Consider the following 22,067-nt stretch of genomic DNA (forward strand, 5'->3'; position numbering starts at 1 on the left):
GCTTCATGCGAAATCGACGCGGCGTAGCCCTGACATCAGGCGGATGCGCGAACGAAGTGCGCCGGGTCATACAGCCTGTGGCAAGGCCACTTCGCACCCTGTTCTGCGTTCGATATGCTCGGGCACGGAGCGGCCGGCATGCTGAACCTGTGGGCCAGAATCAGGGCGAGGCGCGCCGATCCGGCCCGCGCGGTACATTGAAATCCTTTCTGACGCTGGCGTGCAGGCCCTATCATCGCCACGGTCGCACCTAAGCGGCCTCGGCCTGCAGAACGCCCTGCCTGATGTCTCGATGCCGGTGACGGGGAGCAGCACGATGCGATTTGCCCTGTGGACAGGGGGGCTCCTCGTCATCGCGGCCCTAGCGGCCGCGATCCATTTTTGGTCGCCGCACGCGACCTTGCGAGTGACAACTGGCCCCTTCGGCACAGAGGCCCAGCGCCTTATCGGTGCCCTCGTGACCGAGGTTGCCAAGGATCATCCCCGCGTGAAGATCCAGCCGGTTCAAGTCAATGATCTGGCCGCCAGTTCAAAGGCGATCGAGACCGGCGATGCCGAACTCGCCTTGATCCGCAGCGACGTTTCTCCACCGACCAATGGCCAGACTATCGCGATACTGCGCCGCGATGTCGTGGCCTTCGTGCTGCCTCCGAAATCGCCGATCGACAGCATCGGAAAGCTCTCCGGCAAGACAATCGCAATTCCGCAAGGACGTCTGCAGGACGTCAACTCTGCGATGCTCGATATCATCCTGAGCTACTACAATGTCGCGCCTCACGACGTGAAGCGGCTCTTCCTGAGTTCCGACGAAATGATCACGGCGGTCCATCAAAGGCAGGTGGCGGCGATTCTTGCCGTAGGCCCGGTCGGTCCAGGCGAGGTCGTTGGCGCCGTACTGGCCATGGCCAAGGGAACAGCAGGGACGCCGACGATTCTGGCTTTCTCTGACGCGGACGCCTTCAATCGGCGTTTCCCCGCCTTCGAAACGTTCGATGTGCCGGAAGGTGCCTTTAGGTCTCGGCCTGCGACCCCTGACGACACTGTCACGACGCTCGCCGTGACCTACCGACTCGTAGCACCCGATACGATGCTCAACCTGGTCGCCGGGGCGATAGGCCGGTCTCTCCTGACGTCGAAGCCTAAGCTGGCCGCGCTCACCCCGCTGGCCAATCAGATCGAGGCGCCCGACCCCGACGCAAAGAACCCGATCCTGCCGATCCATCCCGGTGTCGCCAACTATCTCAACAATGGCGAGCAGAGCTTTCTCGACGAGATTCAGGGCTATTTCTATCTCGCCGCGGCTGTCGTCAGCATCTTGGGTTCGGCCGCGACGGTCATCATGGGGCGCATGAAGACCCGGCGAATGCGCCAAGAACAGAAGCGGACGGGGCAATTGATCCAGATCGCCGACCAGGCCCACGGGGCCGATGCCGAGAAGCTGGAAACCCTCGACCGATCACTCCACCACCTGATCGACGAGGCTCTTGCCTCTGCAGGCAATGCTGGCGGCGAATCCACCATGGCCCTGGCAATCAACCACGCCCGCTATTCGATCACGGCGCGTCGGGCTGTGCTGAACTCCCAGCGCGGGCAGAGCACAGGCGAGCCTTCTGTAGCGACGTGATGGTCGTCTCCGCCGACTGCCCGAGAGCGAGAACGGAGCCATTTTCGCCCAGCCCGGTGGTTTCCCAGGAGCGCCGCGCAGCGCCAATATCCGCCTTGGGTCAACCGCGTTGGCGCACGACCGTAGGGCTCGCTGTTTCGGCCGGTGCCGTTGACACCGAGCAGCTACAGCCGAGCATTCCAACCCCCCGCGGTGCGCCGCCTCAGCGCCAGCCCAGCTCCGGCGCGACATGCTTCAGGATCGCTTCGATCACATGGGCGTTGTAGTCGACGCCGAGCTGGTTCGGCACCGTCAGCAACAGCGTGTCGGCCTCGGCGATCGCCTCGTCCCGTTTCAGCTCCTCGATCAGCCTGTCGGGCTCGGCGGCGTAGGAGCGGCCGAAGATCGCGCGCGTGCTGTCGTCGATATAGCCGATCGAATCGCTGCCCTGCCCGTCGCGGCCGAAATAGGCGCGGTCGCGATCGTCGACCAAGGCGAAGATGCTGCGGCTGACCGAGACGCGCGGCTCGCGCTGATGGCCGGCCTCCTTCCAGGCCTGCCGGTAGCCGCGGATCTGCTTCGCCTGCTGGATATGGAAGGGCTCGCCGCTCTCATCGGTCTTCAGCGTCGAGCTCTGCAAATTCATGCCGGCTTTCGCCGCCCATACCGCGGTCGAGTCCGAGGCGGCACCCCACCAGATGCGCTCGCGCAGGCCCTCGGAATGCGGCTCGAGCCGCAGCAGGCCGGGCGGGTTGGGGAACATCGGGCGCGGGTTCGGACGCGCAAAGCCCTCGCCGCGCAAGACGTCGAGGAAGACCTCGGTGTGGTGGCGGGCCATGTCGGCATCGCTCTGTCCGTCGGCCGGCTGGTAGCCGAAATGGCGCCAGCCATCGATGACCTGCTCGGGCGAGCCGCGGCTGATGCCGAGCTGCAGGCGCCCGCCGGAAATGAGATCGGCCGCGCCGGCGTCCTCCGCCATGTAGAGCGGATTCTCATAACGCATGTCGATGACGGCGGTGCCGATCTCGATGCGCTTGGTTCTGGCGCCGACAGCGGCCAAAAGCGGGAAGGGCGAGGCGAGCTGGCGCGCGAAATGGTGCACCCGGAAATAGGCGCCGTCCGCGCCCAGCTCCTCGGCCGCCACGGCAAGATCGATCGACTGCAGCAGCGTGTCGCCGGCCGAGCGCGTCTGCGATTGCTGGGAGGGGGACCAGTGGCCGAAGGAAAGGAAGCCGATCTTCTTCATCGTGCAGCGCCTGTGAATGACCGCGAGCGCGGAGCCGTTCCGCGACAAGGAAAACGCCCGAGCGGCCGGCGCCGTCGGGCGTGCATGTCCTTCATATAGGTGCGATTCGCGGCTTCGCCCTGGCGTTCATGCACGCAAGTGAATGTCGCGATGCAATCCCGGCGGACCTGGCGGGATGGCTGTCGGCTCAGCCCAGCGGCTGCCGGTAGACGATGAAGCCCGACTTCTGCGCGACCTTGTCGTAGAGTTCCTGCGCTTGCACGTTGCTCTCATGCGTCTGCCAGTAGACGCGGAAGCAGCCCTTCTTCTCCGCCATCTGCCGGACGGCCTCGATCAGCTTGCGGCCGACGCCGCCGCCTCTTGCTTCCTCGCTGGTGAACAGATCCTGCAGATAGCAGATCTCCTTCGGACTCCAGGTCGTGCGGTGCAGCACATAGTTGACGATGCCGATCGCCTTGCCGTCGCGCAGGGCGATGAAGCCGCCCATTGGCTCCGTGCCGCCCGTCAGGCGCGCGAAGGTGGTGTCTGATGTCTCCGGGGCAAGCGATGCCTTGTAGAAAGTCAGATAGCCCTGCCAGAGCGGCTCCCAGGCGGTGCGGTCGCCTGCGACGAGCGGGCGGATGGTGATCTCGGACAAGGGCTCCTCCATGAATGGGCCGGAGGCTAGCGCGAGCCGGGCGGGCCTGTCTCATGACCAAGCGTCATGATTTCGATCAGCATCGCTGTGGGCTCGGCGTCCGCCCGGGGCTTGTGCACTACTCGGGAACGCCGGCCTTGCGCATGCCTTCCACGAAGACTTCGCAATGCGCGTAATGGCGGAGGTTCTCGCGCAGCACCGAGAGGTGCAGGGGCGGGCCGACCCGCGCGCGGGCGGCGATGAACTCCTGCGCCTCGTCGATCAGGCCGAGATGGCCGCAGCAGCTGATCAGCGTGTTGTAGTGCCCAGAGTACTCCGCGAAGGCGGAGACCGAGGCGCGCAGGTGGGGCAGCGCTTCCGCGAAGCGCCTTGCGCCAAGCAGAGCGAGCCCGTGAATGGCGGTGTAGATCCCGGCGAAGCTGTCGGCCGGGCTCAGGCGCACGGCCTTGCCGGTCTCGGCGATCGCCTCGTCGTAGCGGCCCGCCCGAAGCAGAGCCCAGCCATGGGCGGTGCGGCCGAGCGCGAAGCTCGGATTGAGGGCGAGCGCGGCTTCGAGCTCGACCAGCGCCCTGTCGTGCTGTCCCGCGGTGCTGAGGCCGAGGCCGCGGGTCATCCGCGCCCAGGGATCGCCGGGATCGTGCGCGAGCGCGTCCTCGGCATGCTGCGCCGCCTGCCGGTAGCCCTCGCGCGTATCCGGCACCCAATAGCAGAGCGAGGCCCACCATAGTGCCCAGCTCAGCAGCGCATGGGCCCGGGCATAGGTGGGGTCCATGGCGATGGCCTGGTGCAGCAGCGCCTGCGCCTCGTCGTTCTGGCGCCTGCCTACCTTGCTGATCAGCCCCATCGCCCGCACGACCAGGCCCCAGGCGTCGATGCTGCCGGGCGGGCGGCCCGAGACCCGCACGCCTTCCTCGGCATAGAGGCGCGGCTCGATCGCCGCGACGACATGCTCGGTGATCTCGTCCTGCACGGCGAAGATGTCGGCGAGGTCGCGGTCGTACTTTTCCGCCCAGATATGCTTGCCGGTACCGGCGTCGATCAACTGGACGACGACGCGGATGCGCCCGCCCGCGGCGCGCACGCTACCCTCGAGCACATAGCGCACGCCCAGTTCACGGGCGACCTGCCGCACATCCACCGCCTTGTCCCGGTACACGAAGCTGGAGTTGCGGGCGATCACGAAGAGCCAGCGCAGGCGCGAGAGGCCGGTGATGATGTCCTCGCTGATCCCGTCGGCGAAATGGCTCTGCTCGGGACCGCCGCTCATATTGGTGAAGGCAAGGACGGCGATCGAGGGCGTGTCGGGCAGGGGCGGTGGGTTATTGCAGCTCTGCCGCGGCGTCGGCGCGCCCTGCGCGAGCGCCGCGATGCTGACCGGCGAGAGCGAATAGACGCGCACCGGGCGGGTCAGGTTTTTCAGCTGCTGCTCGCCGATGTCCTCGAAGGGATAAGGCAGCTTGTCCCGGACCTGCTCGTGGACCATCCCGGACATGCAGAGCCCGCCGGCTTCCGCCATGGTCTGCAGCCGAGCGGCGAGGTTGATGCCGTCGCCGTAGAACTCGCCTTCGTCGAGGATCACGTCGCCGAGATTGACGCCGAGGCGGAAGGCGATGCGCCGTTCCGCCGCCACCTCGTTCTGATGCGCCGCGATGGCCTGCTGGATTTCGACGGCGCAGGCGACCGCCTCGACCACGCTCGCGAACGCGACGAGCGCGCCGTCGCCCATCAGCTTGACGGTTCGCCCGCCGCGCCGGGCGATGCACGGCTCCACCGCCTCGGCCCGCAGCGCCTTGAGGCGCGCGACCGTGCCGGCCTCGTCCACGCCCATCAGGCGCGAATAGCCGACGACATCGGCAGCAAGGATCGCGGTGAGCTTGCGTTCGACCTGCTGCGCCTGTGCGACGCGGTTCCTGTTCACGGTGGGCGCTCGTCCAGAGAGCCGAGGCCGAAGACCCAGGACGTCGCGAAGGCATGGCGCCGGCCCTGGCTCCGCGCGGATGTTGCGCCTTTCCGGGCGGCTTGGCTATCGGCCGTTGGCGCGACCCGGTGGCGACGAGCCGCGAAGCCGGGGCAAAAGAAGCCGTGACCCAGAATGCGTCGGACTCAATCGTGAAGCGCTCACGGCGCCGACTTTGCAGAGCCGCCAAAGGACCCGCCGGGCAGAAAGCTCGCGCCGACGTGCAGACGTTGCCATTGCCGCGAAAAGACCCATTCTGTGGCGTCGCAAAGTCGGGAGATCTTCTGTCGCTTTGATCGTGATTGTCGCGACATGGTCAATCCCGGCGGCTGAGATCGGTGCCGGTTTCACATATGGGAGATGGCCTTGCGCTTCAGAATTTCACGGGTTCTGGCAGTTTTCGTGGCCGTTTTCGGGTTTGCTGTGGTGGGGTACGCCGCAGCAAATCCTAGCGCGGCGGTGTGCGCTGCGTTGGACGTCATACCATCGACACGCCTGAATGACGGAACCTTGGTCGCATCAGACACTCTGGAGCCAAATCAAGCCCGCGCGATCGAGCGCCTTGTGTCGGATGCAAAAGGCAGAATTGCAGAGGTTTTTGGAGAACCCCGATCGAAGCCAATTATCCTGTTCTTTGATGGTGCGGCCAGATTTGGGCCATTTCGACTTAATGAATACGGCAGCACGCAATTCATTGGTTCAAGAATTTGCGTTCTGATCGGTCCTAAAGGCCAGAACGTAGATATCGTCGCTCATGAACTAATGCATGCCGAAATTGCGGATCGTGTCGGGCCTTTGGCCAAGTTCACTGAGCTTCCGACATGGTTCGATGAAGGCCTCGCCATGCAGGTCGATTTCAGGTCGGAATACGACATTCGGGCGGGGGCGGATGTGGATAGTAAGTCCGTTAGAGATATGGGGTCTGCTCGATATTTCTTCGTTTCGGATTCGGATGTGTTGACCAGTAACTATGCGTCCGCAAAATTCGAAGTCGCTTTGTGGGCTAACAAGGTGGGCTATTCGTCAATTTATGCTTATCTTGAGCGCATCAAGCAGGGTGAAGCATTCGAAAAGGTCGTCGACCCCAATTTGCGGTAGTGTCAGCCGCGATATCGCGCCGCAGCATGGGAATGTTTCAACCTCCTCGACGTTGCACGCAAATCGAAGCTCATTGTGAGGAATTCGCTAGAGCCTTTTATCCTGCCAAGAAGCCGTTGAGATTGGAGAGCCGGAGGCATTTCCGTCGCGAGGGCCTGCTGCGGGTCAAGGGGCGCGACCAGCTTTGCGACGGGTTCGATGTCGGCTTCCGACCTAAAGCTGACATCTATCTAAATGCGCAATCGCGTTGATCCTGATGGTCGATGCGGAAAGGCGCCGAGCCCGCTCCGAACAGGGGGATGCATTCGCGCACCTCGTCCGGTGAGTAGTATCGGAGGTCCCCCTGACGCGTTCTATCGACGGTACCAATGAAACGCCATCGCTCTGAAGGACTCCTCTTAACCGCAAAATAGCTGATCTCTTCTGGAGCACGTTCTGAATTCAGCGTGACCGCCGTTGCACCTCCGCCGGGATGAGCAACGACAAGCCAATTCTCCGGCGTTAGATAGACGCTCGCGCGACTCGCCGGCCCCCAATCTTCCCACATGCGCCTATCGGTTTTCCCATGAACGTTTTCGACAACTATCCGCGAGAAGGGTATCCAGTCTTCACCTAACCACCACTCAAAACGTGCTTTCGCGTTCGCCCCGGGAAGGTCTATCCCAACGGTTTGTCGGGGAGAGGAGTACTGAGCATTGTAGCCCCAAATCGCAGCCGCGACGGCAAGCAAGAGCACTGGGAGGCAGCCAAATCTGAACATCTGTAGCGGTGATCGCTCGTAGCGGGTGGCAATGGAGATGCGATTTTTGCTGCCAGATCAATGCCTGCTCCTGACCCAAGAGCGACATTCGTCTCGTCGGGGTCTCTACTCCTCTCGCCCCATAGAAAAGCCCGCGCCGGGATGGCGCGGGCGCGAAGTCGTTCGAACCGGAAATGCGGCTCAGAGCTGGGCGAGCAGCGCCTCGGCGCCTGAGGCATCGGCCTTGCCGGGTGCTTCCTCGACATTGAGCGCGGTGACCACGCCGTCCTCAACGACCATCGAATAGCGCTGCGAGCGCGTGCCGAGGCCGAAGCCCGAGCCGTCCATCGACAGGCCGATCTCCTTGGCGAAATCCGCATTGCCGTCGGAGAGGAAGCCGATGATGCCGGCGCCGCCGGTGGCCTTCGCCCAGGCGTCCATCACGAAGACGTCGTTGACGCCCGTGACGAAGATCTCCTCGACGCCCTTGGCCTTGATCTCGCCGGCCTTGGCGAGAAAGCCGGGCAGGTGGTTCTTGTGGCAGGTCGGCGTGAAGGCGCCGGGCACGGCGAACAGCACCACCTTGCGGCCCTTGAACAGATCTTCTGTCGTCTTCGCGGCCGGGCCTTCGGCCGTCATCACCCGAAACGTCGCCTGCGGAAGCTTGTCACCGACCTTGATCGACATCGTGCCGTTCTCCATCCTCGCGCTCCCCGTTCGGCCGGGCATGGCCGAACGACCAGAATTCGCGCTAGCTCATAATTGGTGCAGCATGTCCGCATCACGAACGTGGTGTCCGCTTTCGTGGAACATGCTCGCGGCTGATGGCCGCCCCGCTGGCAGGGTTACGGCTTGCCGGCGCCGATGTCGAGTTCCAGCCGCGTCTCGACCGCGGCCGGCTTACCGCTCAGCGTTACGATGAAGGGTGTGAGGCCGCTGGCCCCCTTGGGGCGGTCGACGATCTTAAGCTTCGCCGCGACGGTGCCGTCGGGGAGGGGGGTGAGCTGCGGGCGGCCGAACGACCATTGTCCGGCGCCCTCGACGAAGACGTCGTCGATCGCGCCGCCTTCCGGAGCCTTCAGGATCAGCTTGAGCGCATGCTCGCTTTCCTTCTCGCCACGCGTGACCTCGATGATCGAGAGGCGGTCGCGTGCGAGGCCGAGCTTGACGGGCTGCGGGATGCGCGCCTCGAACTCTTCGAGCCTGGGCGACGTCACCGAGGTCACGCCTGGTTCAAGCCAGAGCCGGGCCTCGCCCTTGGCGGGCACGCAAATCTTGTCGCAGACGGCGTAATCGAGCTTCAGCGCCACGGTCACCGGGCGAGTCGGATCGACCGGCTGGACGGAGACCGGCACGACGATTTCGCCGACATAGCCGATGCCGAAGCCGTTCGCGTCCTCGAAGCGCTCGGGGGCCGGCCAGCGCACATCGAGACCGCCGACATTCTCCGAGCCGCTCCAGTCGAACACCGGCGGAACCCCGGAGTCGCCGGGGCTGCGCCAATAGGTCTTGTAGCCTGGCGCCATCACGATCTCGACGCCGACACGTTGCTTGCCGGAGGCTGCGGTTGCGCCGGCGATCAGACGCATCGAGGAATGGGTGCTTTTCGACCAGAGCGAAACGGCCGCTTCCTGCGCCCCGGCGGGTGTGCCGAGCGTCAGGGCAGCCGAAAAAAGGGCGGCGAGAAATTTCACGACAGCTGATTTAGGCGATCCGGGCGAGAATAGCGAGAAACACGCAGTCGCGACCTCAAACATTTGCGTTAGGGCGGGAGGTCAGCCTCCGTGACAGAGGAATGCGGCGCGAGCGGGACACGATAATTTGGCGTTGTACCCCCGTTCCCAGCGCGCCCGCAAAGGCTTAGCATGGCGCCATGAAGATCGGTTCGAACCAGCGGGTCAGCGGTCGCAGTTATCTCGACGGGCAGTGCCTGATCGCGATGCCGGGCATGAGCGATGCGCGCTTCGCCCGCACCGTCGTCTATCTCTGCGCCCATTCCGAGGACGGGGCGATGGGGATCATCGTCAACAAGCCGGCTGCCGACACGCGCTTTCCCGAGCTTCTGGTGCAGCTCGACGTGATCCCGCCGGACCAGGCGATTCGCCTGCCGAGCCAGGTCGAGCGCGTCCAGGTGCTGCGTGGCGGTCCGGTCGAGACCAAGCGCGGTTTCGTGCTGCACAGCGCCGACTTCTTCCTGGAATCGGCGACGCTGCCGATCGATGACGGCATCTGCCTGACGGCGACGCTCGATATCCTGCGCGCCATGGCGCTCGGCAGCGGCCCGGAGAATGCGGTCCTGGCGCTCGGCTATGCCGGCTGGGGCGCCGGCCAGCTCGAGGCCGAGATCCAGTCCAATGGCTGGCTGCACTGCGAGGCCGATTTCGACCTGCTCTTCGATGACGGGCTCGACACCAAATACGAGCGGGCGCTGCATAAGCTCGGCATCGACCCCGCCTTCCTCTCGAACCAGGCCGGCCACGCCTGAGAGGGCGCATTCACCTTTCAAGTCATTCCGGCTGAAGCGAAGCGGAGCGTCGGAATCCATCGCGGAACGCGCCGCCTATCGATGGATTCCGGAACGGCGCTGCTACGCAGCTTGTCCGGAATGACGGTGCAGGTCGTCGGCAGGTGGCGCGTTGCCGGTTAGGCCGCCTCGGTCGAGGCGCTCGACGCCCCCACAAGCCGACGCGCTTCCGCCGCCGTCATCGGCTGTCCGAAAGTGTAGCCCTGCGCGTACTGGCAGCCGAGCTGGTAGAGCTCGATCGCATCCGACTCTGTCTCGGCGCCTTCCGCCACCACGTCCATGCGCAGATCGGCGGCGAGCTGGACGATCGAGCGCAGGATCACCGGCGGGCGGCCATTGCCCATCTGGCGCACGAAGCTCTGGTCGATTTTGATCGTGTCGAAGGGGAAGCGCTGCAGATAGGACAGCGAGGAATAGCCGGTGCCGAAATCGTCGAGCGAGAGGCCGGCGCCGAGATCGCGGATGCGCGACAGCATCTGCGCGGCGTATTCCGGGTTCTCCATCACCAGGCTCTCGGTGATCTCGAGCTTCAGCGTGCCCGGCAGTACGCGCCGGCGCGCCAGCACCGATTTGACGTCGCGAAGCAGGTCGTGGCGCAGCAGCTGGCGGCTGGAGACGTTGACGCTGGCGAAGATCGGCGGCTCGACCTCGAGCGCCGCCTGCCAGGCGGCGAGCTCGCGCGCCGTCCGGTCCATCACATAGACGCCGAGATCGACGATCAGCCCGGTTTCCTCGGCGATCGAGAGGAAGTCCTGCGGCAGCAGCCGGCCCTCGCGCGGATGGTCCCAGCGCATCAGCGCCTCGAAGCCGGCGATGGTCCGGTCCTCCAGCCGCACGATCGGCTGGTACATCACTTGGATCTCGCCGCGCTCGATCGCCCGGCGCAGGTCGCTTTCGAGCGCCAGCCGGTCGTTGCGGTCGTTGCGCATCGCCGGGACGAAGACCTCGACGAGGTTGCCACCCTGGTTCTTGGCATGGGCCATGGCGAGCTCGGCATTCTTCAGCGCATCGTCCTTGCGCGCCGTCGGTGTACCGTCGAACAGCGCGAGCCCGATCGAGGGCGTCAGCACGATCTCGCGCTCGGCGAAGGTGACGGGCGTCGAGACGGCGCGGCGCACCAGCTCGGCCAGCGCCAGGATGCGTTCGGGCTCGCGCTCGGAAACGAGGATCATCGCGAAGATGTCGCCGCCGATGCGGGCCAGCGTGTCCTGGGCCCGCAGCAGGCGGCCAAGGCGGCGCGCCAGCGTCAGCAGGATCGAATCGCCGGCCGAGAAGCCGACGGATTCGTTGACCTGCTTGAAGCGGTCGATGTCGATGACGATGACGGTCGGGCGAATGCTCTCATCGGCGCGGCAGAAACCGAAGACGGCGGCGAGCCGGTCCTGGAAGAGCTCGCGATTGGGCAGGCCGGTCAGGTTGTCGTGCACGGCATCGTGCAGCATCCGCTCCTGGGCCGTGCGCTGCTCGGTGACATCAGCGAGCGTGCCGATGACGCGGATCACCTCGCCATCGGAGCCGATCACCGGGCGGGCCTTCAGGCTGAACCAGTGATAGGCGCCGTTGCCGGCGCGCAGGCGGAAATCGAGCTGCAGCTTGCCGCGCCGCTGCTCGATCACCGCATCGAGGGTGACGCGATAGCGGTCGCGATCGGCGACATGCATGTATTCGAGCCAGCGCGCGGCCGAGCCTTCGAGCGCGCCCTTGGGCAGGCCGAGCAGGATTTCGGTTTGCGGCGAGACGAAGATCTTGTCGGCCGTGACGTCCCAGTCGAAGACGAGATCGCCCGAGCCGGAGAGCGCGAGCGCTCGCCGCTCGGTGTCCGAGACCAGCCCCTGTGCCAGCGCCCCGCCGGCGAAGGCGTGCTGCACCACGGTGAAGCCGATCAGCAGCACGATCAGGACGAGGCCACCGATCAGCGCCGGCGGCACGAGGTCGCGGGCGAGCTGGCCGGTCACGGTGAAACCGGCGGCCGTGACCCACACCAACAGGAGGAACCAGGTCGGGATCAGCATCACTGCCCGCTCATAGCCATGGGTAGCGAGGTGCAGGATCAGCACGAAGCCGATCGCCGCGACGGCTGCGATCGAGATGCGCGCCACACCGGACGCCATCGGCGCATCGACCACGGCGAGGCCGACGAGCCCGGCGAGCCCGAGCATCCAGACCAGGGTGATGTGGCTGTAGCGCACATGCCAGCGCGACAGGTTGAGATAGGCGAAGAGGAAGACGAGAAGCGTCGCCGCCAGCACCACCTCGGCGCCGGCGCGATATATTCGCTCGATCGCGGGCGTTAGCGGGAAGATGCGCTGGAAGAAGCCGAAATCCAGCCCGGCATAGGCGAGGACTGCCCAGGCGAGCGCCGCAGCGGCGGGGAAGATCACCGCGCCCTTGACCACGAAGATGATGGTCAGGAACAGCGCGAGCAGGCCGGCGATGCCGATGATGATGCCCTTGTAGAGCGTCAGCCCGTTCGTCTTCTGGCGATAGGCCTCCGGCTCGTAGAGATAGAGCTGGGGCAGGTTCGGCGATTTGAGCTCGGCCACGAAGGTGACGGTCGTGCCGGGGTCGAGCGTGATCTGGAAAACGTCGGCGTCGGGCGAATCCTCGCGTTCCGGCCGCAGGCCCTGGCTCGCGGTGATCGCCTCGATCCGGCGGTCGCCGAGATCGGGCCAGATCACGCCGGAGCCGATCAGCCGGTGGAACGGCGCGACCAGCAGCCGGTCGATCTGCTCGTCGGAATCATTGGTGAGCGCGAAGACGATCCAGTCCGGCCTTGCGCCGGATTCGCGGGCACGAACCGCGATGCGCCGGACGATGCCGTCCGGGCCCGGCGCGGTCGAGATCTGGATGACGTCGCCGTCGGATTTGTTGCGCTCGACCACGTCGGTGAGGTCGAGCACGGGCACGTCGACCGGGACGCGCTGCGCCTCGACTGCCAGCGCCGGGCGCAGCGCCGTGAGCAGGATCAGCACCAGGAGGCCAGATATGGCGATGCCGAGCCGGAGGAAACGGTGCGTCGATGACAAGGTGGGCTCGGTCTTTCGGGCGGGTCTGAACGTTTAAAATTTATCTGGTCAGTCGTATCGGCCGGGCGTGGCGAGGGCAAGGCAGCCCACGGCGTCTTCCTCAAGCCTTGCGGAGGTCGGCTGCGAGCATCCCGTAGAGCAGATGGTCGGCCCAGACGCCGTTGATCCGCAGATAGCCGCGCGCCTCGCCTTCCCGCTGGAAGCCGACACGCTCGAGCAGCCGGCGGGATGGCGTGTTCTGCGGCAGGCAGGCTGCCTCGACACGGTGCAGAGCGAGCTCGGAAAAGGCGAAGCCGAGCGCCCCGCGCACGGCTTCCGTCATATGGCCCTTGCCGGCATGACGCTCGCCCATCCAGTAGCCGAGCGTGCAGGCCTGGGCGACGCCGCGTCTGACCAGGCCCAGCGTCAGCCCGCCGAGCAGCGCCTCGGTGCGGGCATCGAGCACGAACAGGCAATAGGCTTCGTCGGTCGCGATCTCGCGGGCGGCGCGCTTCACCCGCAGCCGGAACGAGTTCCGCGTCAGGTCGTCCTCGCTCCAGACCGGCTCCCAAGGCGTCAGGAAGTCGCGGCTTTCCAGCCGCAGCGCCGCCCAGGCGGAATAGTCATTGGCCAGCGGCGGGCGCAATACGAGGTTCTTGGTCCGGATCAGCGGCCGCGTCGGCGGGTCGGTCGCGAAGCGGAACAGGGCCATGGCGGTCAGGCCGGGCGGGCGAGGGCGGCGCGCAGGGCGTCAGCCGGCGCAAGATCGTCGAGCGGGCCGACGGCCGCCACCGTGGCGTGGCCCTTGAGCAGGCTGCGGCCGGCGGCGCGGACATCGGCGAGGCTCACCGCATCGAGCCGCCGCGCCAGCTCCTCGCGCGGGATGGCGCGGCCGAAGACCAGCACCTGCCGCGCCATCTGCTCGAGCTTGCCGCCGGGGCTTTCGAGCGAGGCCAGCAGGCCGACTTTCATCTGCGCCCGGGCCCGCGCCATCTCGACCTCGCTGACATCGCGCACCGCCTGCCTGAGGCAGTCGAAGGCGACGTCGACGAGCTCGCCGACATCCTCCGGCGCGGTGCCGGCGCTGATGCCGAAGACGCCGCAATCGGAGAAGGGCCAGTGGAAGGCGTCGATCGCATAGGCGAGGCCGCGGCGCTCGCGCACCTCCTGGAAGAGGCGCGAGGACAGGCCGCCGCCGAGCACGGCCGAGAAGATCTGGAGCGGGTAATGCGCCCCGTCCTTGAACGGCTTGCCGGGGAAGCCGAGCACGACATGGACCTGCTCTTCGTCGCCGTCGATGCGCGCCTCACCGCCACGGTACACGGCGAGGTCGCGGCCCGGCGGAGGCTCGGCCGGGCGCGCCGGCAGCTTGGCCAGCGCCTTCTCGGCGAGCGCCACCAGTTCGGCGTGGTCGACCGCGCCGGCCGCGGCGAGCACCATGTTGCCGGCATGGTAGTGCCGCGAGAGATAGGCGCGGATCGCCTCGGGCGTGAAGCTGTTCACCGTCTGCGCCGTGCCGAGGATCGGCCGGCCGAGCGGCTGGTCGGGGAAGGCCGCCTGGAGGAAACGATCGTAGACCAGATCGTCCGGCGTATCCTGGACGGCGCCGATCTCCTGCAGGATGACGCCCTTCTCGCGCGCCAGCTCCTCCTCGGTCAGCGCCGGCTCGGTCAGGATGTCGGCGAGGATGTCGACCGCCAGCGCCAGGTCCTGGCCGAGCACGCGGGCGGTGTAGCAGGTGTACTCGACGGACGTCGCGGCATTGAGATCGCCGCCGACGCTCTCGATCTCCTCGGCGATCTGGCGGGCCGAGCGCCGCGCCGTGCCCTTGAACGCCATATGCTCGAGCAGATGGGCGAGCCCGTGCTCGTGGGGCAGCTCGTCGCGCGCGCCGGCACCGATCCAGATGCCGAGCGAGACCGTCGCGGCATGGGCCATGTGCTCGGAGACGATGCGCAGCCCCGACGGCAGCGTGGTCAGGCTGACCGCCGGGTCATGCGCGAGGGCTTCTTCCTCGCGCTTGGCTGGCTTCGGCTTACCGGTCCGGGCGTTGAGCGTCTTCATGCCGCCGCGCTCCGCACCGCTCGTGCGCGCTCGGAGATGAAGCGTTCGAGCTTGCTTTGGTCGTTGGGCAGCAGGCTGGAATGTTCCTTGCGCTCCATCAGATCGGCGAGATGGGCCGGGAGCGCCGGCCGCACGCCGCTCGCTGCCTCGACAGCGTCAGGGAACTTGGCCGGGTGCGCCGTGCCGAGCGCGACGACCGGCGTCGCAGGATCGGCTTTCAGCGCTGCGCGGGCGGCGCGCACACCGATCGCGCTGTGCGGATCGAGCAGGTAGCCGGCATCGCGCCAGATCGCGCCGATCTCGGCGGCGGTCGCGGCCTCGTCGATCGCGACGGCGTCGAAATCGGCCCTGATCCGCGCGAGCGGACCGGCGGCGATCTCGAAGCGACCGGACTGCTGCAGCGACTGCATCAGCCGGCGCACGGCTTCGCTGTCGCGCTCATGTGCTTCGAACAGAAGCCGTTCGAAATTCGAGGAGATCTGGATGTCCATCGAGGGCGAGCTCGTGGCGCTGACGCCGCGCATCTCGTAGACCCCGGTCTCGAGCGTCCGGGCCAGGATGTCGTTGCTGTTGGTGCCGATCGCCAGCCGCCCGATCGGCAGGCCCATCTGCTTGGCGATCCAGCCGGCGAGCACGTCGCCGAAATTGCCGGTCGGAACAGCAAAGGAAACCGGCCGGTGCGGGCTGCCGAGCGCACTCGCGGCAGTGAAGTAATACACCACCTGCGCCGCGATCCTTGCCCAGTTGATCGAGTTGACGCCGGAGAGGCGCAGCTCGTCGCGGAAGCGGTGATGGTTGAAGAGCGCCTTCACCAGGTTCTGGCAGTCGTCGAAGGTGCCTTCGACCGCGATGGCGTGGACGTTGGCGGCATCGACCGTGGTCATCTGCCGGCGCTGAACGTCCGAGACGCGGCCCTGCGGGTAGAGGATGAAGATGTCGACCCGCTCCAGGCCCTTGAAGGCGTCGATCGCGGCGCCTCCGGTGTCGCCCGAGGTCGCGCCGACGATGGTGGCGCGCTCGCCGCGTTGGGCGAGGACATGGTCCATCAGGCGCCCGAGCAACTGCATCGCCACGTCCTTGAAGGCGAGCGTCGGGCCATGGAAGAGCTCGAGCGAGAACAGGTTGTCGCCGAGCTGGACCAGCGGGCAGACGGCCGGGTGCCGGAAGCTGGCATAGGCCTCGCCGATCATCGTCTTCAGCGCGCTGCTCTCGATGTCGCCATCGGCGAGGGCACCGACGACCTGCTCCGCGACGCTCGCATAGGGTTTGCCGGCGAAGCCCGCGATCTCCGCCGCCGAGAAGCGCGGCAGGGCTTTCGGCAGGTAGAGGCCGCCATCGCGGGCAAGCCCGGCGAGAAGAGCATCGGCAAAGGAGAGCGAGGGCGCATCGCCCCGGGTCGAGATATGCAGCACGACGGTTCCGTTTCGAGGTTGTGCCTGATCCTATAGGCCCGTTGGCGGGGGAGGGCAAAAGCAAAGGCCGACGGGTGGAGGCTCGGGGCCCGCGCCACACGCCTAGCCGGCTTGCCGCCGCCTGCGATTCTGCCATGCGAAGACGGCGAACACACCTACCAGTGTCAGTGCCAGCCCGAACCAGGTCACGGCATATTGCAGGTGATTGTCGGGAATGCGGGCGATCAGCTCCTTGACGTCGACCCCGGCCGGCGGGGTCATGCCGTCGCCGCTGCGCTCGGCCTCGAGATAGAACGGCGCGCCCGGCAGCCCCAGCGAGGCGGCGATCGCGGCGGGGTCCCGGGTGTAGAACTCGCGCTGTCCCGGCAGGTCCGTAGGGGTGAAGCTGTTGCGAGCCTCCGGCGCGCGCAGGAAGCCCACGACGGTCGCGGGGCCGCTGGTCGGGGTGATGCCGGCATAGCGGCCTTCCGGAACGAAGCCGCGATTGACCAGGATGGTGCCGCCGTCTTCCAGGCGAAACCCCTGGAAGACCCAGCGGCCGAAGCCGGAAAGTTGGCGCGTGCCCGGCGGACCGGCGGCGATGGTCGTGCGCACCCCGGCAATGCCGTTGTCGAGATAGGTGCCCCTGGCTTCGACGCGCTGCAGGTCGAGCCGGCTCGGGTCGAGTTTCGGCCACTCGGCGGCTGGCGGCATGGCGGAGGGCGGCGCACCGGCCTGCGCCTGCAGCCGCGCGATGAAGGCGTGCTTCTCGCCCATGCGCTGGAGCTGCCAGCTGCCGAGCAGGCAGAGCACGCCGACACCGATGACGGTGAGCAGCGTAGGCAGGAGCAGCTTCTGGCGCGACGGGGAGGCGGTGGTGGGCATGCTCACTTCTTCATCCTGCCTTCCTGCGCGCGGTTCACATATTGCAGCGCGACCGCGATGCCCTTCATCGGCCGCAGCAGGCCAAGACAGGTGACGAGCGCCAGAGGCAGCCAGAGCGCAAGATGCAGCCAGATCGGCGGTTCGTAGGCGATCTCGACATAGAGCGCGAGGCCAAGCACGAAGAAGCCTGCGATCAGCATGATGAACACCGCCGGCCCGTCGGCGGAATCGGCAAAGGCGAAATCCAGGCCGCAGGCGGAGCAGCGCGGCCTGAGCTTCAGATAGCCGTCGAAGAGCTTGCCTTCGCCGCAACGTGGGCAGCGGCCGGCGAGGCCGGTCGAAAACGGCGAGGGGCCGGCAGGGTGCGGCTCTGTCATGCGCTTCTCCTCAAACGGAAGGGGCGGCCTCGCGGCCGCCCCTCGGGATCTGCGACCGCGACCGGTCTCGTATCAGTGGGCGGCCGGCGTACCGGAACCCCAGACATAGATCGCGGCGAACAGGAACAGCCAGACCACGTCGACGAAATGCCAGTACCAGGCAGCGAACTCGAAGCCGAGGTGCTGGTTCGGCTTGAAGTGGCCGAGATAGACCCGGTACAGGCAGATCGCCAGGAAGATCGTGCCGATGATGACGTGGAAACCGTGGAAGCCGGTCGCCATGTAGAAGGTCGCGCCGTAGATGTTGCCGGCGAAGGCGAAGGAGGCGTGCGCGTACTCGTAGCCCTGGACGATGGTGAACATGCCACCGAGGATCAGGGTCAGCCAGAGCGCCTGCTTCAGCCCGGCGCGATCGTTCTGGATCAGCGCATAGTGCGCCCAGGTGACCGTGGTGCCCGAGGTCAGCAGGATCAGCGTGTTGAGCAGCGGCAGGTGCCAGGGATCGAAGGTCTCGATGCCCTTCGGCGGCCAGTGACCGCCGGTGAACTCGGCGCGCGCGTACTGGATATGCTCGCCGGTGAACAGGCTGGCGTCGAAGAAGGCCCAGAACCAGGCGACGAAGAACATCACCTCGGAGGCGATGAACATCAGCATGCCGTAGCGGTGATGGATCTGCACGACGCGGGTGTGGTGGCCCTCATGCTCGGCCTCGCGCACGACGTCCATCCACCAGGCCAGCATGGTGTAGAGCACGCCCAGCAGGCCAGCACCGAAGACCAACGGGCCGAGCTGCATGCCGGCGACCGGCATGTGCTTCATCCACATCACGGCGCCGATCGCCATGATCGTCGCGCTCATCGAGCCGACAAGCGGCCACGGGCTCGGATCGACGAGGTGGTAGTCGTGGTTCTTGGTATGGGCCTCGGCCATCGTGGTCTCCGCGTCCGATAGAAGTGCAGCGCGCTGGCTTGCTGCTTATAGGCTTGATTTGGCGGCGTCACCCTTGCTTTCCGCGACCGGTTGCCCGGACTTCGACGGGAAGTAGGTGTACGACAGGGTGATCGACTTCAGGCTCGCGAGCTCGCGGTTCGCCTCGATTTCGGGGTCGATATAGAACACGACCGGCGCCTCGATGCTTTCGCCCGGCTGCAGCGTGTTCTCCGTGAAGCAGAAGCACTGGATCTTGACGAAATGCGCCGCCGCCTGGGACGGCTGGACGTTGTAGGTCGCGATCCCGGTTGCGGGTCGGGACGAGGTGTTGGTGATCTTGTAGAACACCGTCTGCGTCTCGCCGACACGCGCGGTGATTTCGGTCTGCTCGGCGTCGAAGCGCCAGCCCAGGGCAGGGGAGACATTGGCGTCGAAGCGCACCGCGATCGTCCGGTCGATGACGCGGTTCGCGCCGGCGGTGCCGACCATCGGCGTGCCGCCGAAGCCGGTCGCCTTGCAGAACATGTCGTAGAGCGGCACGGCGGCGAAGGAGAGCCCGGTCATGCCCAGCACGACGCCGCTGCAGATCAGCACGATGCGGCGGTTCTTGGCGGAAGCGTCTGTCATCGCATCACAGAGGACGGTTGAGGATCGCCGGGCCGGTCTTGGCCAGGGTCACCACGAAGAAGAACAGGACGAGGCCCGCGAGCACGAGCGCGAGCGCGATCGAGCGACGATTGCGCCTTGCCATGTCCTCCGGCGAGAAGGGCGCCGGCGGCTCGGGCTTCGAAGGCGCGGGCTGGTGTTGTGGCTTCTCGCTCATCACAGCACCTTGGGCAGGGCCCACATCAGGCCGAGTCCGTTCTCTGCCAGCAGAACGGCGAAGAGCAGGAAGAGGTAGAGGATCGAGAAGCCGAAGAGCTGATAGGCCGCCTTGTAGGCCGCGTCCCCTTCGGTGACCTTGAGGACGCGCAGCGAGAGCGCGATCATCATCAGCCCGGTCACGACCGAGACGATGAGGTAGATCGCGCCGCCGAAGCCCATCAGCGCCGGCAGCACCGCGACTGGAGCGAGCGCGAAGGTATAGGCGACGATCTGGCGCCGGGTGGCGGCAGGGCCGGCGACGTTGGGCAGCATCGGGATGCCGGCGCGGGCGTAGTCACCGGACTTGACCAGCGCCAGTGCCCAGAAATGCGGCGGCGTCCACAGGAAGATGATGGCGAAGAGAACGATCGAGGTGATGCCGAAATCGCCGGTCACCACGGCCTCGCCGATCATCGGCGGGAAGGCGCCGGCCGCACCGCCGATGACGATGTTCTGCGGCGTCGCCCGCTTCAGCCACATCGAATAGATGACGGCGTAGAAGAAGATGGTGAAGGCAAGCATCGCCGCCGAGAGCAGGTTGGCGACGAGGCCGAGTACCAGCACCGAGCCGACCGAGAGCGTGAGCCCGAAGGCGAGAGCCTCCGAAGGCAGGATGCGCCCGGCCGGGATCGGCCGGTTGGCGGTGCGCGTCATCACGGCGTCGATATCGGCATCCCACCACATGTTGAGGCAGCCCGACGCGCCGGCGCCGACCGAGATCGCGAGCAGGGCGGCAAAGCCGATGATCGGGTTCACCGAGCCGGGCGCTGCGACCATGCCGCCGAGCGCCGTCACGATGACGAGGAACATCACGCGCGGCTTCAGCAGCGCGAAATAGTCACCGGCCTCCCCGGTGGAGGTCGGAGCGGCGCCATCACGGTGCGGGGCGATCTGATCGAACGCAGCAGACATCGGTACTTGGTCTTCGTCTCGTCTCTAGGGGGGCCACAGCGGGCCGTGAACTTCAGAACTCTGGGGGCTGGGCGCCGCCCGCCTCCGGAAAGCCCCTTCAAGGCTCTCGGGAGAAGGGCGGCGGCGGGACTGGCCCGCCGCCGCTTTGTTCTTAGTGGTCCGAGCCTGCGATCCGCGGCAGCGTCTCGAACTGGTGGAAGGGCGGCGGCGAGGACAGGGTCCACTCCAGCGTCGTCGCGCCTTCGCCCCACGGATTGTCGCCGGCCAGTTCCTTCCTGGTGAAGGCGACGATCACGCCGTAGATCCAGACCAGCAGGCCGGCCGCGAAGATGTAGGAGCCGATCGACGACCAGAAGTGCCAGCCCGCGAAGGCGTCGGGATAGTCGACATAGTGCCGCGGCATGCCGGCGAGGCCGAGGAAGTGCTGGGGGAAGAACAGCAGGTTCGCACCGATGAAGGCGATCCAGAAGTGCAGGCGGCCGATCCAGTCCGGGATCACGTAGCCGCTCATCTTCGGGAACCAGTAGTAGAAGCCGGCGAAGATGCCGAACACCGCGCCCAGCGACAGCACGTAGTGGAAGTGCGCCACCACGTAGTAGGTCGCATGCAGCGAGCGATCGAGACCGGCATTGGCCAGCACGACGCCGGTGACGCCGCCGACGGTGAACAGGAAGATGAAGCCGATCGCCCAGATCATCGGCGCGGTGAAGCGCAGCGAACCGCCCCACATCGTCGCGATCCAGGAGAAGATCTTCACACCGGTCGGAACCGCGATGACCATCGTCGCGAAGACGAAGTAGCGCTGCGTGTTGAGCGAAAGGCCGACCGTGTACATGTGGTGGGCCCAGACGATGAAACCGACGACGCCGATCGCAACCATCGCATAGGCCATGCCGAGATAGCCGAAGATCGGCTTCCTCGAGAAGGTCGAGATGATGTGGCTGACGATGCCGAAGGCCGGCAGGATCATGATGTACACTTCGGGGTGGCCGAAGAACCAGAACAGATGCTGGTAGAGCACCGGGTCGCCGCCGCCGGCCGGATCATAGAAGGTCGTGCCGAAATTGCGGTCGGTGAGCAGCATGGTGATGGCGCCGGCGAGAACCGGCAGCGACAGCAGCAGCAGGAAGGCGGTGACCAGCACGCCCCAGGCGAACAGCGGCATCTTGTGCATGGTCATGCCGGGCGCGCGCATGTTCAGGATCGTGGTGATGAAGTTGATCGCGCCGAGAATCGAGGCCGCGCCGGCGAGGTGGAGCGCCAGGATCGCGAAGTCGACCGCCGGGCCGGGATGGCCGGCCGAGGAGAAGGGCGGGTAGACCGTCCAGCCCGTGCCCGCGCCTTTCGCGCCCGGGGCGCCTTCGGTGAACAGCGAGATCAGCAGCAGCACGAGGCCCGAGACCGTGAGCCAGAACGAGATGTTGTTCATCCGCGGGAAGGCCATGTCCGGCGCGCCGATCATCAGCGGCACGAACCAGTTGCCGAAGCCGCCGATGACCGCGGGCATGACCATGAAGAAGATCATGATCAGACCGTGGCCGGTGACGAAGACGTTGTAGCTCTGGCCGTTGGCGAAGATCTGAAGCCCCGGCTCCTGCAGCTCGATACGCATCATGATCGACAGGAAGCCGCCGATCAGGCCCGCGATGATCGAGAAGATCAGGTAGAGCGTGCCGATGTCCTTGTGATTGGTCGAGAGCAGCCAGCGCCGCCATCCGGTCGGATGGGCGTGTGCGTGGGCGTCGTCGTGCCCGTAACCCTGGGCGTGGGGAGCCGAGGTGGCCATGAGGTTCGTCTCCTCCTGCGAAATCGGTTCGCGTGAGTTCAAGTCAATC

The 22,067-nt window shown here is 66.2% G+C and carries 19 protein-coding genes; 3 read left to right on the top strand and 16 right to left on the bottom strand.

Translation table 11 applies throughout. The features are described 5' to 3' along the window. Nucleotides 1–316: 316 nt before the first annotated feature. The gene (locus AC1REK_RS02525; protein ID WP_492267295.1) at nt 317–1,624 is read left to right on the top strand and encodes a TAXI family TRAP transporter solute-binding subunit; all 1,308 of its coding nucleotides are present in this window, start codon (nt 317–319) and stop codon (nt 1,622–1,624) included. A gap of 202 nt (nt 1,625–1,826) precedes the next feature. Here the strand turns inward: AC1REK_RS02525 and AC1REK_RS02530 are convergent, their stop codons facing one another. The 3 genes from AC1REK_RS02530 to AC1REK_RS02540 all read right to left on the bottom strand — a co-directional run bounded on the left by AC1REK_RS02530 (nt 1,827) and on the right by AC1REK_RS02540 (nt 5,404). After that, complete coding sequence (locus AC1REK_RS02530) at nt 1,827–2,849, bottom strand: LLM class flavin-dependent oxidoreductase (RefSeq protein ID WP_492267294.1); 1,023 nt, start codon at nt 2,847–2,849, stop codon at nt 1,827–1,829. 187 nt (nt 2,850–3,036) lie between these two features. Then, the gene (locus AC1REK_RS02535) at nt 3,037–3,486 is read right to left on the bottom strand and encodes a GNAT family N-acetyltransferase (RefSeq protein WP_316020441.1); all 450 of its coding nucleotides are present in this window, start codon (nt 3,484–3,486) and stop codon (nt 3,037–3,039) included. 118 nt (nt 3,487–3,604) lie between these two features. Next, nucleotides 3,605–5,404, bottom strand: coding sequence for an adenylate/guanylate cyclase domain-containing protein (locus AC1REK_RS02540; RefSeq protein WP_492267293.1), 1,800 nt, complete (start codon nt 5,402–5,404; stop codon nt 3,605–3,607). 405 nt (nt 5,405–5,809) lie between these two features. Between AC1REK_RS02540 and AC1REK_RS02545 the strand changes: the two genes are divergently transcribed. Then, complete coding sequence (locus AC1REK_RS02545) at nt 5,810–6,541, top strand: hypothetical protein (RefSeq protein ID WP_492267292.1); 732 nt, start codon at nt 5,810–5,812, stop codon at nt 6,539–6,541. 940 nt (nt 6,542–7,481) lie between these two features. On the opposite strand, the gene AC1REK_RS02550 is transcribed toward AC1REK_RS02545, so the two are convergent. Together AC1REK_RS02550 and AC1REK_RS02555 are read right to left on the bottom strand one after the other, a co-directional pair. After that, nucleotides 7,482–7,967: a peroxiredoxin gene (locus AC1REK_RS02550; protein WP_327523261.1), complete on the bottom strand. Its 486-nt coding sequence runs from the start codon at nt 7,965–7,967 to the stop codon at nt 7,482–7,484. Nucleotides 7,968–8,125: 158 nt separating this feature from the next. Further along, the gene (locus AC1REK_RS02555) at nt 8,126–8,974 is read right to left on the bottom strand and encodes a protein-disulfide reductase DsbD domain-containing protein (protein ID WP_327523260.1); all 849 of its coding nucleotides are present in this window, start codon (nt 8,972–8,974) and stop codon (nt 8,126–8,128) included. A 179-nt stretch (nt 8,975–9,153) separates the two neighbouring features. Between AC1REK_RS02555 and AC1REK_RS02560 the strand changes: the two genes are divergently transcribed. After that, nucleotides 9,154–9,765 carry a YqgE/AlgH family protein gene (locus AC1REK_RS02560; protein WP_316018659.1) on the top strand — a complete coding sequence of 204 codons (612 nt, stop codon included), beginning with the start codon at nt 9,154–9,156 and terminating at the stop codon, nt 9,763–9,765. A 158-nt stretch (nt 9,766–9,923) separates the two neighbouring features. Here AC1REK_RS02560 and AC1REK_RS02565 read toward each other — a convergent pair whose 3' ends face one another. The 11 genes from AC1REK_RS02565 to ctaD all read right to left on the bottom strand — a co-directional run bounded on the left by AC1REK_RS02565 (nt 9,924) and on the right by ctaD (nt 22,018). Next, complete coding sequence (locus AC1REK_RS02565) at nt 9,924–12,830, bottom strand: EAL domain-containing protein (RefSeq protein ID WP_414644987.1); 2,907 nt, start codon at nt 12,828–12,830, stop codon at nt 9,924–9,926. A 100-nt stretch (nt 12,831–12,930) separates the two neighbouring features. Further along, nucleotides 12,931–13,521, bottom strand: a complete 591-nt coding sequence (locus AC1REK_RS02570) for a GNAT family N-acetyltransferase (RefSeq protein WP_316018658.1) — start codon at nt 13,519–13,521, stop codon at nt 12,931–12,933. 5 nt (nt 13,522–13,526) lie between these two features. Then, the gene (locus AC1REK_RS02575) at nt 13,527–14,873 is read right to left on the bottom strand and encodes a M16 family metallopeptidase (RefSeq protein WP_492267291.1); all 1,347 of its coding nucleotides are present in this window, start codon (nt 14,871–14,873) and stop codon (nt 13,527–13,529) included. After that, nucleotides 14,870–16,285: a threonine synthase gene (gene thrC / locus AC1REK_RS02580; protein WP_492267290.1), complete on the bottom strand. Its 1,416-nt coding sequence runs from the start codon at nt 16,283–16,285 to the stop codon at nt 14,870–14,872. Before thrC ends, AC1REK_RS02575 begins: the two co-directional genes overlap by 4 nt. A gap of 102 nt (nt 16,286–16,387) precedes the next feature. Then, complete coding sequence (locus AC1REK_RS02585) at nt 16,388–17,149, bottom strand: SURF1 family protein (protein WP_492267668.1); 762 nt, start codon at nt 17,147–17,149, stop codon at nt 16,388–16,390. A 2-nt stretch (nt 17,150–17,151) separates the two neighbouring features. Beyond that, complete coding sequence (locus AC1REK_RS02590) at nt 17,152–17,526, bottom strand: DUF983 domain-containing protein (protein WP_316018655.1); 375 nt, start codon at nt 17,524–17,526, stop codon at nt 17,152–17,154. A 72-nt stretch (nt 17,527–17,598) separates the two neighbouring features. After that, on the bottom strand, nt 17,599–18,456 hold the full coding sequence (locus tag AC1REK_RS02595; protein WP_316018654.1) for a cytochrome c oxidase subunit 3: 858 nt from the start codon (nt 18,454–18,456) through the stop codon (nt 17,599–17,601). 45 nt (nt 18,457–18,501) lie between these two features. Beyond that, nucleotides 18,502–19,083, bottom strand: coding sequence for a cytochrome c oxidase assembly protein (locus tag AC1REK_RS02600; RefSeq protein ID WP_492267289.1), 582 nt, complete (start codon nt 19,081–19,083; stop codon nt 18,502–18,504). Between the two features lie 4 nt (nt 19,084–19,087). Beyond that, entirely contained in the window at nt 19,088–19,279 is a 192-nt protein-coding gene (locus tag AC1REK_RS02605) for a cytochrome c oxidase system small membrane protein (RefSeq protein ID WP_316018652.1), read from the bottom strand. After that, nucleotides 19,279–20,232 carry a heme o synthase gene (locus AC1REK_RS02610; protein ID WP_316018651.1) on the bottom strand — a complete coding sequence of 318 codons (954 nt, stop codon included), beginning with the start codon at nt 20,230–20,232 and terminating at the stop codon, nt 19,279–19,281. The genes AC1REK_RS02605 and AC1REK_RS02610 overlap by 1 nt, the downstream gene beginning before the upstream one ends. Nucleotides 20,233–20,383: 151 nt before the next feature. Continuing rightward, complete coding sequence (gene ctaD, locus AC1REK_RS02615) at nt 20,384–22,018, bottom strand: cytochrome c oxidase subunit I (RefSeq protein WP_316018650.1); 1,635 nt, start codon at nt 22,016–22,018, stop codon at nt 20,384–20,386. Nucleotides 22,019–22,067: the final 49 nt, after the last annotated feature.

The sequence above is a fragment of the Allobosea sp. GW823-FHT02B03 genome (genome assembly GCF_058797755.1).

What these genes read in the sequence shown, in the direction of transcription:
- AC1REK_RS02570 (WP_316018658.1), bottom strand. Translation starts at nt 13,521, where the DNA reads ATGGCCCTGTTCCGCTTCGCGACCGACCCGCCGACGCGGCCGCTGATC.
- AC1REK_RS02585 (WP_492267668.1), bottom strand. Translation starts at nt 17,149, where the DNA reads ATGCCCACCACCGCCTCCCCGTCGCGCCAGAAGCTGCTCCTGCCTACG.
- AC1REK_RS02530 (WP_492267294.1), bottom strand. Translation starts at nt 2,849, where the DNA reads ATGAAGAAGATCGGCTTCCTTTCCTTCGGCCACTGGTCCCCCTCCCAG.
- AC1REK_RS02600 (WP_492267289.1), bottom strand. Translation starts at nt 19,083, where the DNA reads ATGACAGACGCTTCCGCCAAGAACCGCCGCATCGTGCTGATCTGCAGC.
- AC1REK_RS02575 (WP_492267291.1), bottom strand. Translation starts at nt 14,873, where the DNA reads ATGAAGACGCTCAACGCCCGGACCGGTAAGCCGAAGCCAGCCAAGCGC.
- AC1REK_RS02595 (WP_316018654.1), bottom strand. Translation starts at nt 18,456, where the DNA reads ATGGCCGAGGCCCATACCAAGAACCACGACTACCACCTCGTCGATCCG.
- AC1REK_RS02560 (WP_316018659.1), top strand. Translation starts at nt 9,154, where the DNA reads ATGAAGATCGGTTCGAACCAGCGGGTCAGCGGTCGCAGTTATCTCGAC.
- AC1REK_RS02590 (WP_316018655.1), bottom strand. Translation starts at nt 17,526, where the DNA reads ATGACAGAGCCGCACCCTGCCGGCCCCTCGCCGTTTTCGACCGGCCTC.
- AC1REK_RS02525 (WP_492267295.1), top strand. Translation starts at nt 317, where the DNA reads ATGCGATTTGCCCTGTGGACAGGGGGGCTCCTCGTCATCGCGGCCCTA.
- AC1REK_RS02550 (WP_327523261.1), bottom strand. Translation starts at nt 7,967, where the DNA reads ATGTCGATCAAGGTCGGTGACAAGCTTCCGCAGGCGACGTTTCGGGTG.
- AC1REK_RS02605 (WP_316018652.1), bottom strand. Translation starts at nt 19,279, where the DNA reads ATGAGCGAGAAGCCACAACACCAGCCCGCGCCTTCGAAGCCCGAGCCG.
- AC1REK_RS02610 (WP_316018651.1), bottom strand. Translation starts at nt 20,232, where the DNA reads ATGTCTGCTGCGTTCGATCAGATCGCCCCGCACCGTGATGGCGCCGCT.
- ctaD (WP_316018650.1), bottom strand. Translation starts at nt 22,018, where the DNA reads ATGGCCACCTCGGCTCCCCACGCCCAGGGTTACGGGCACGACGACGCC.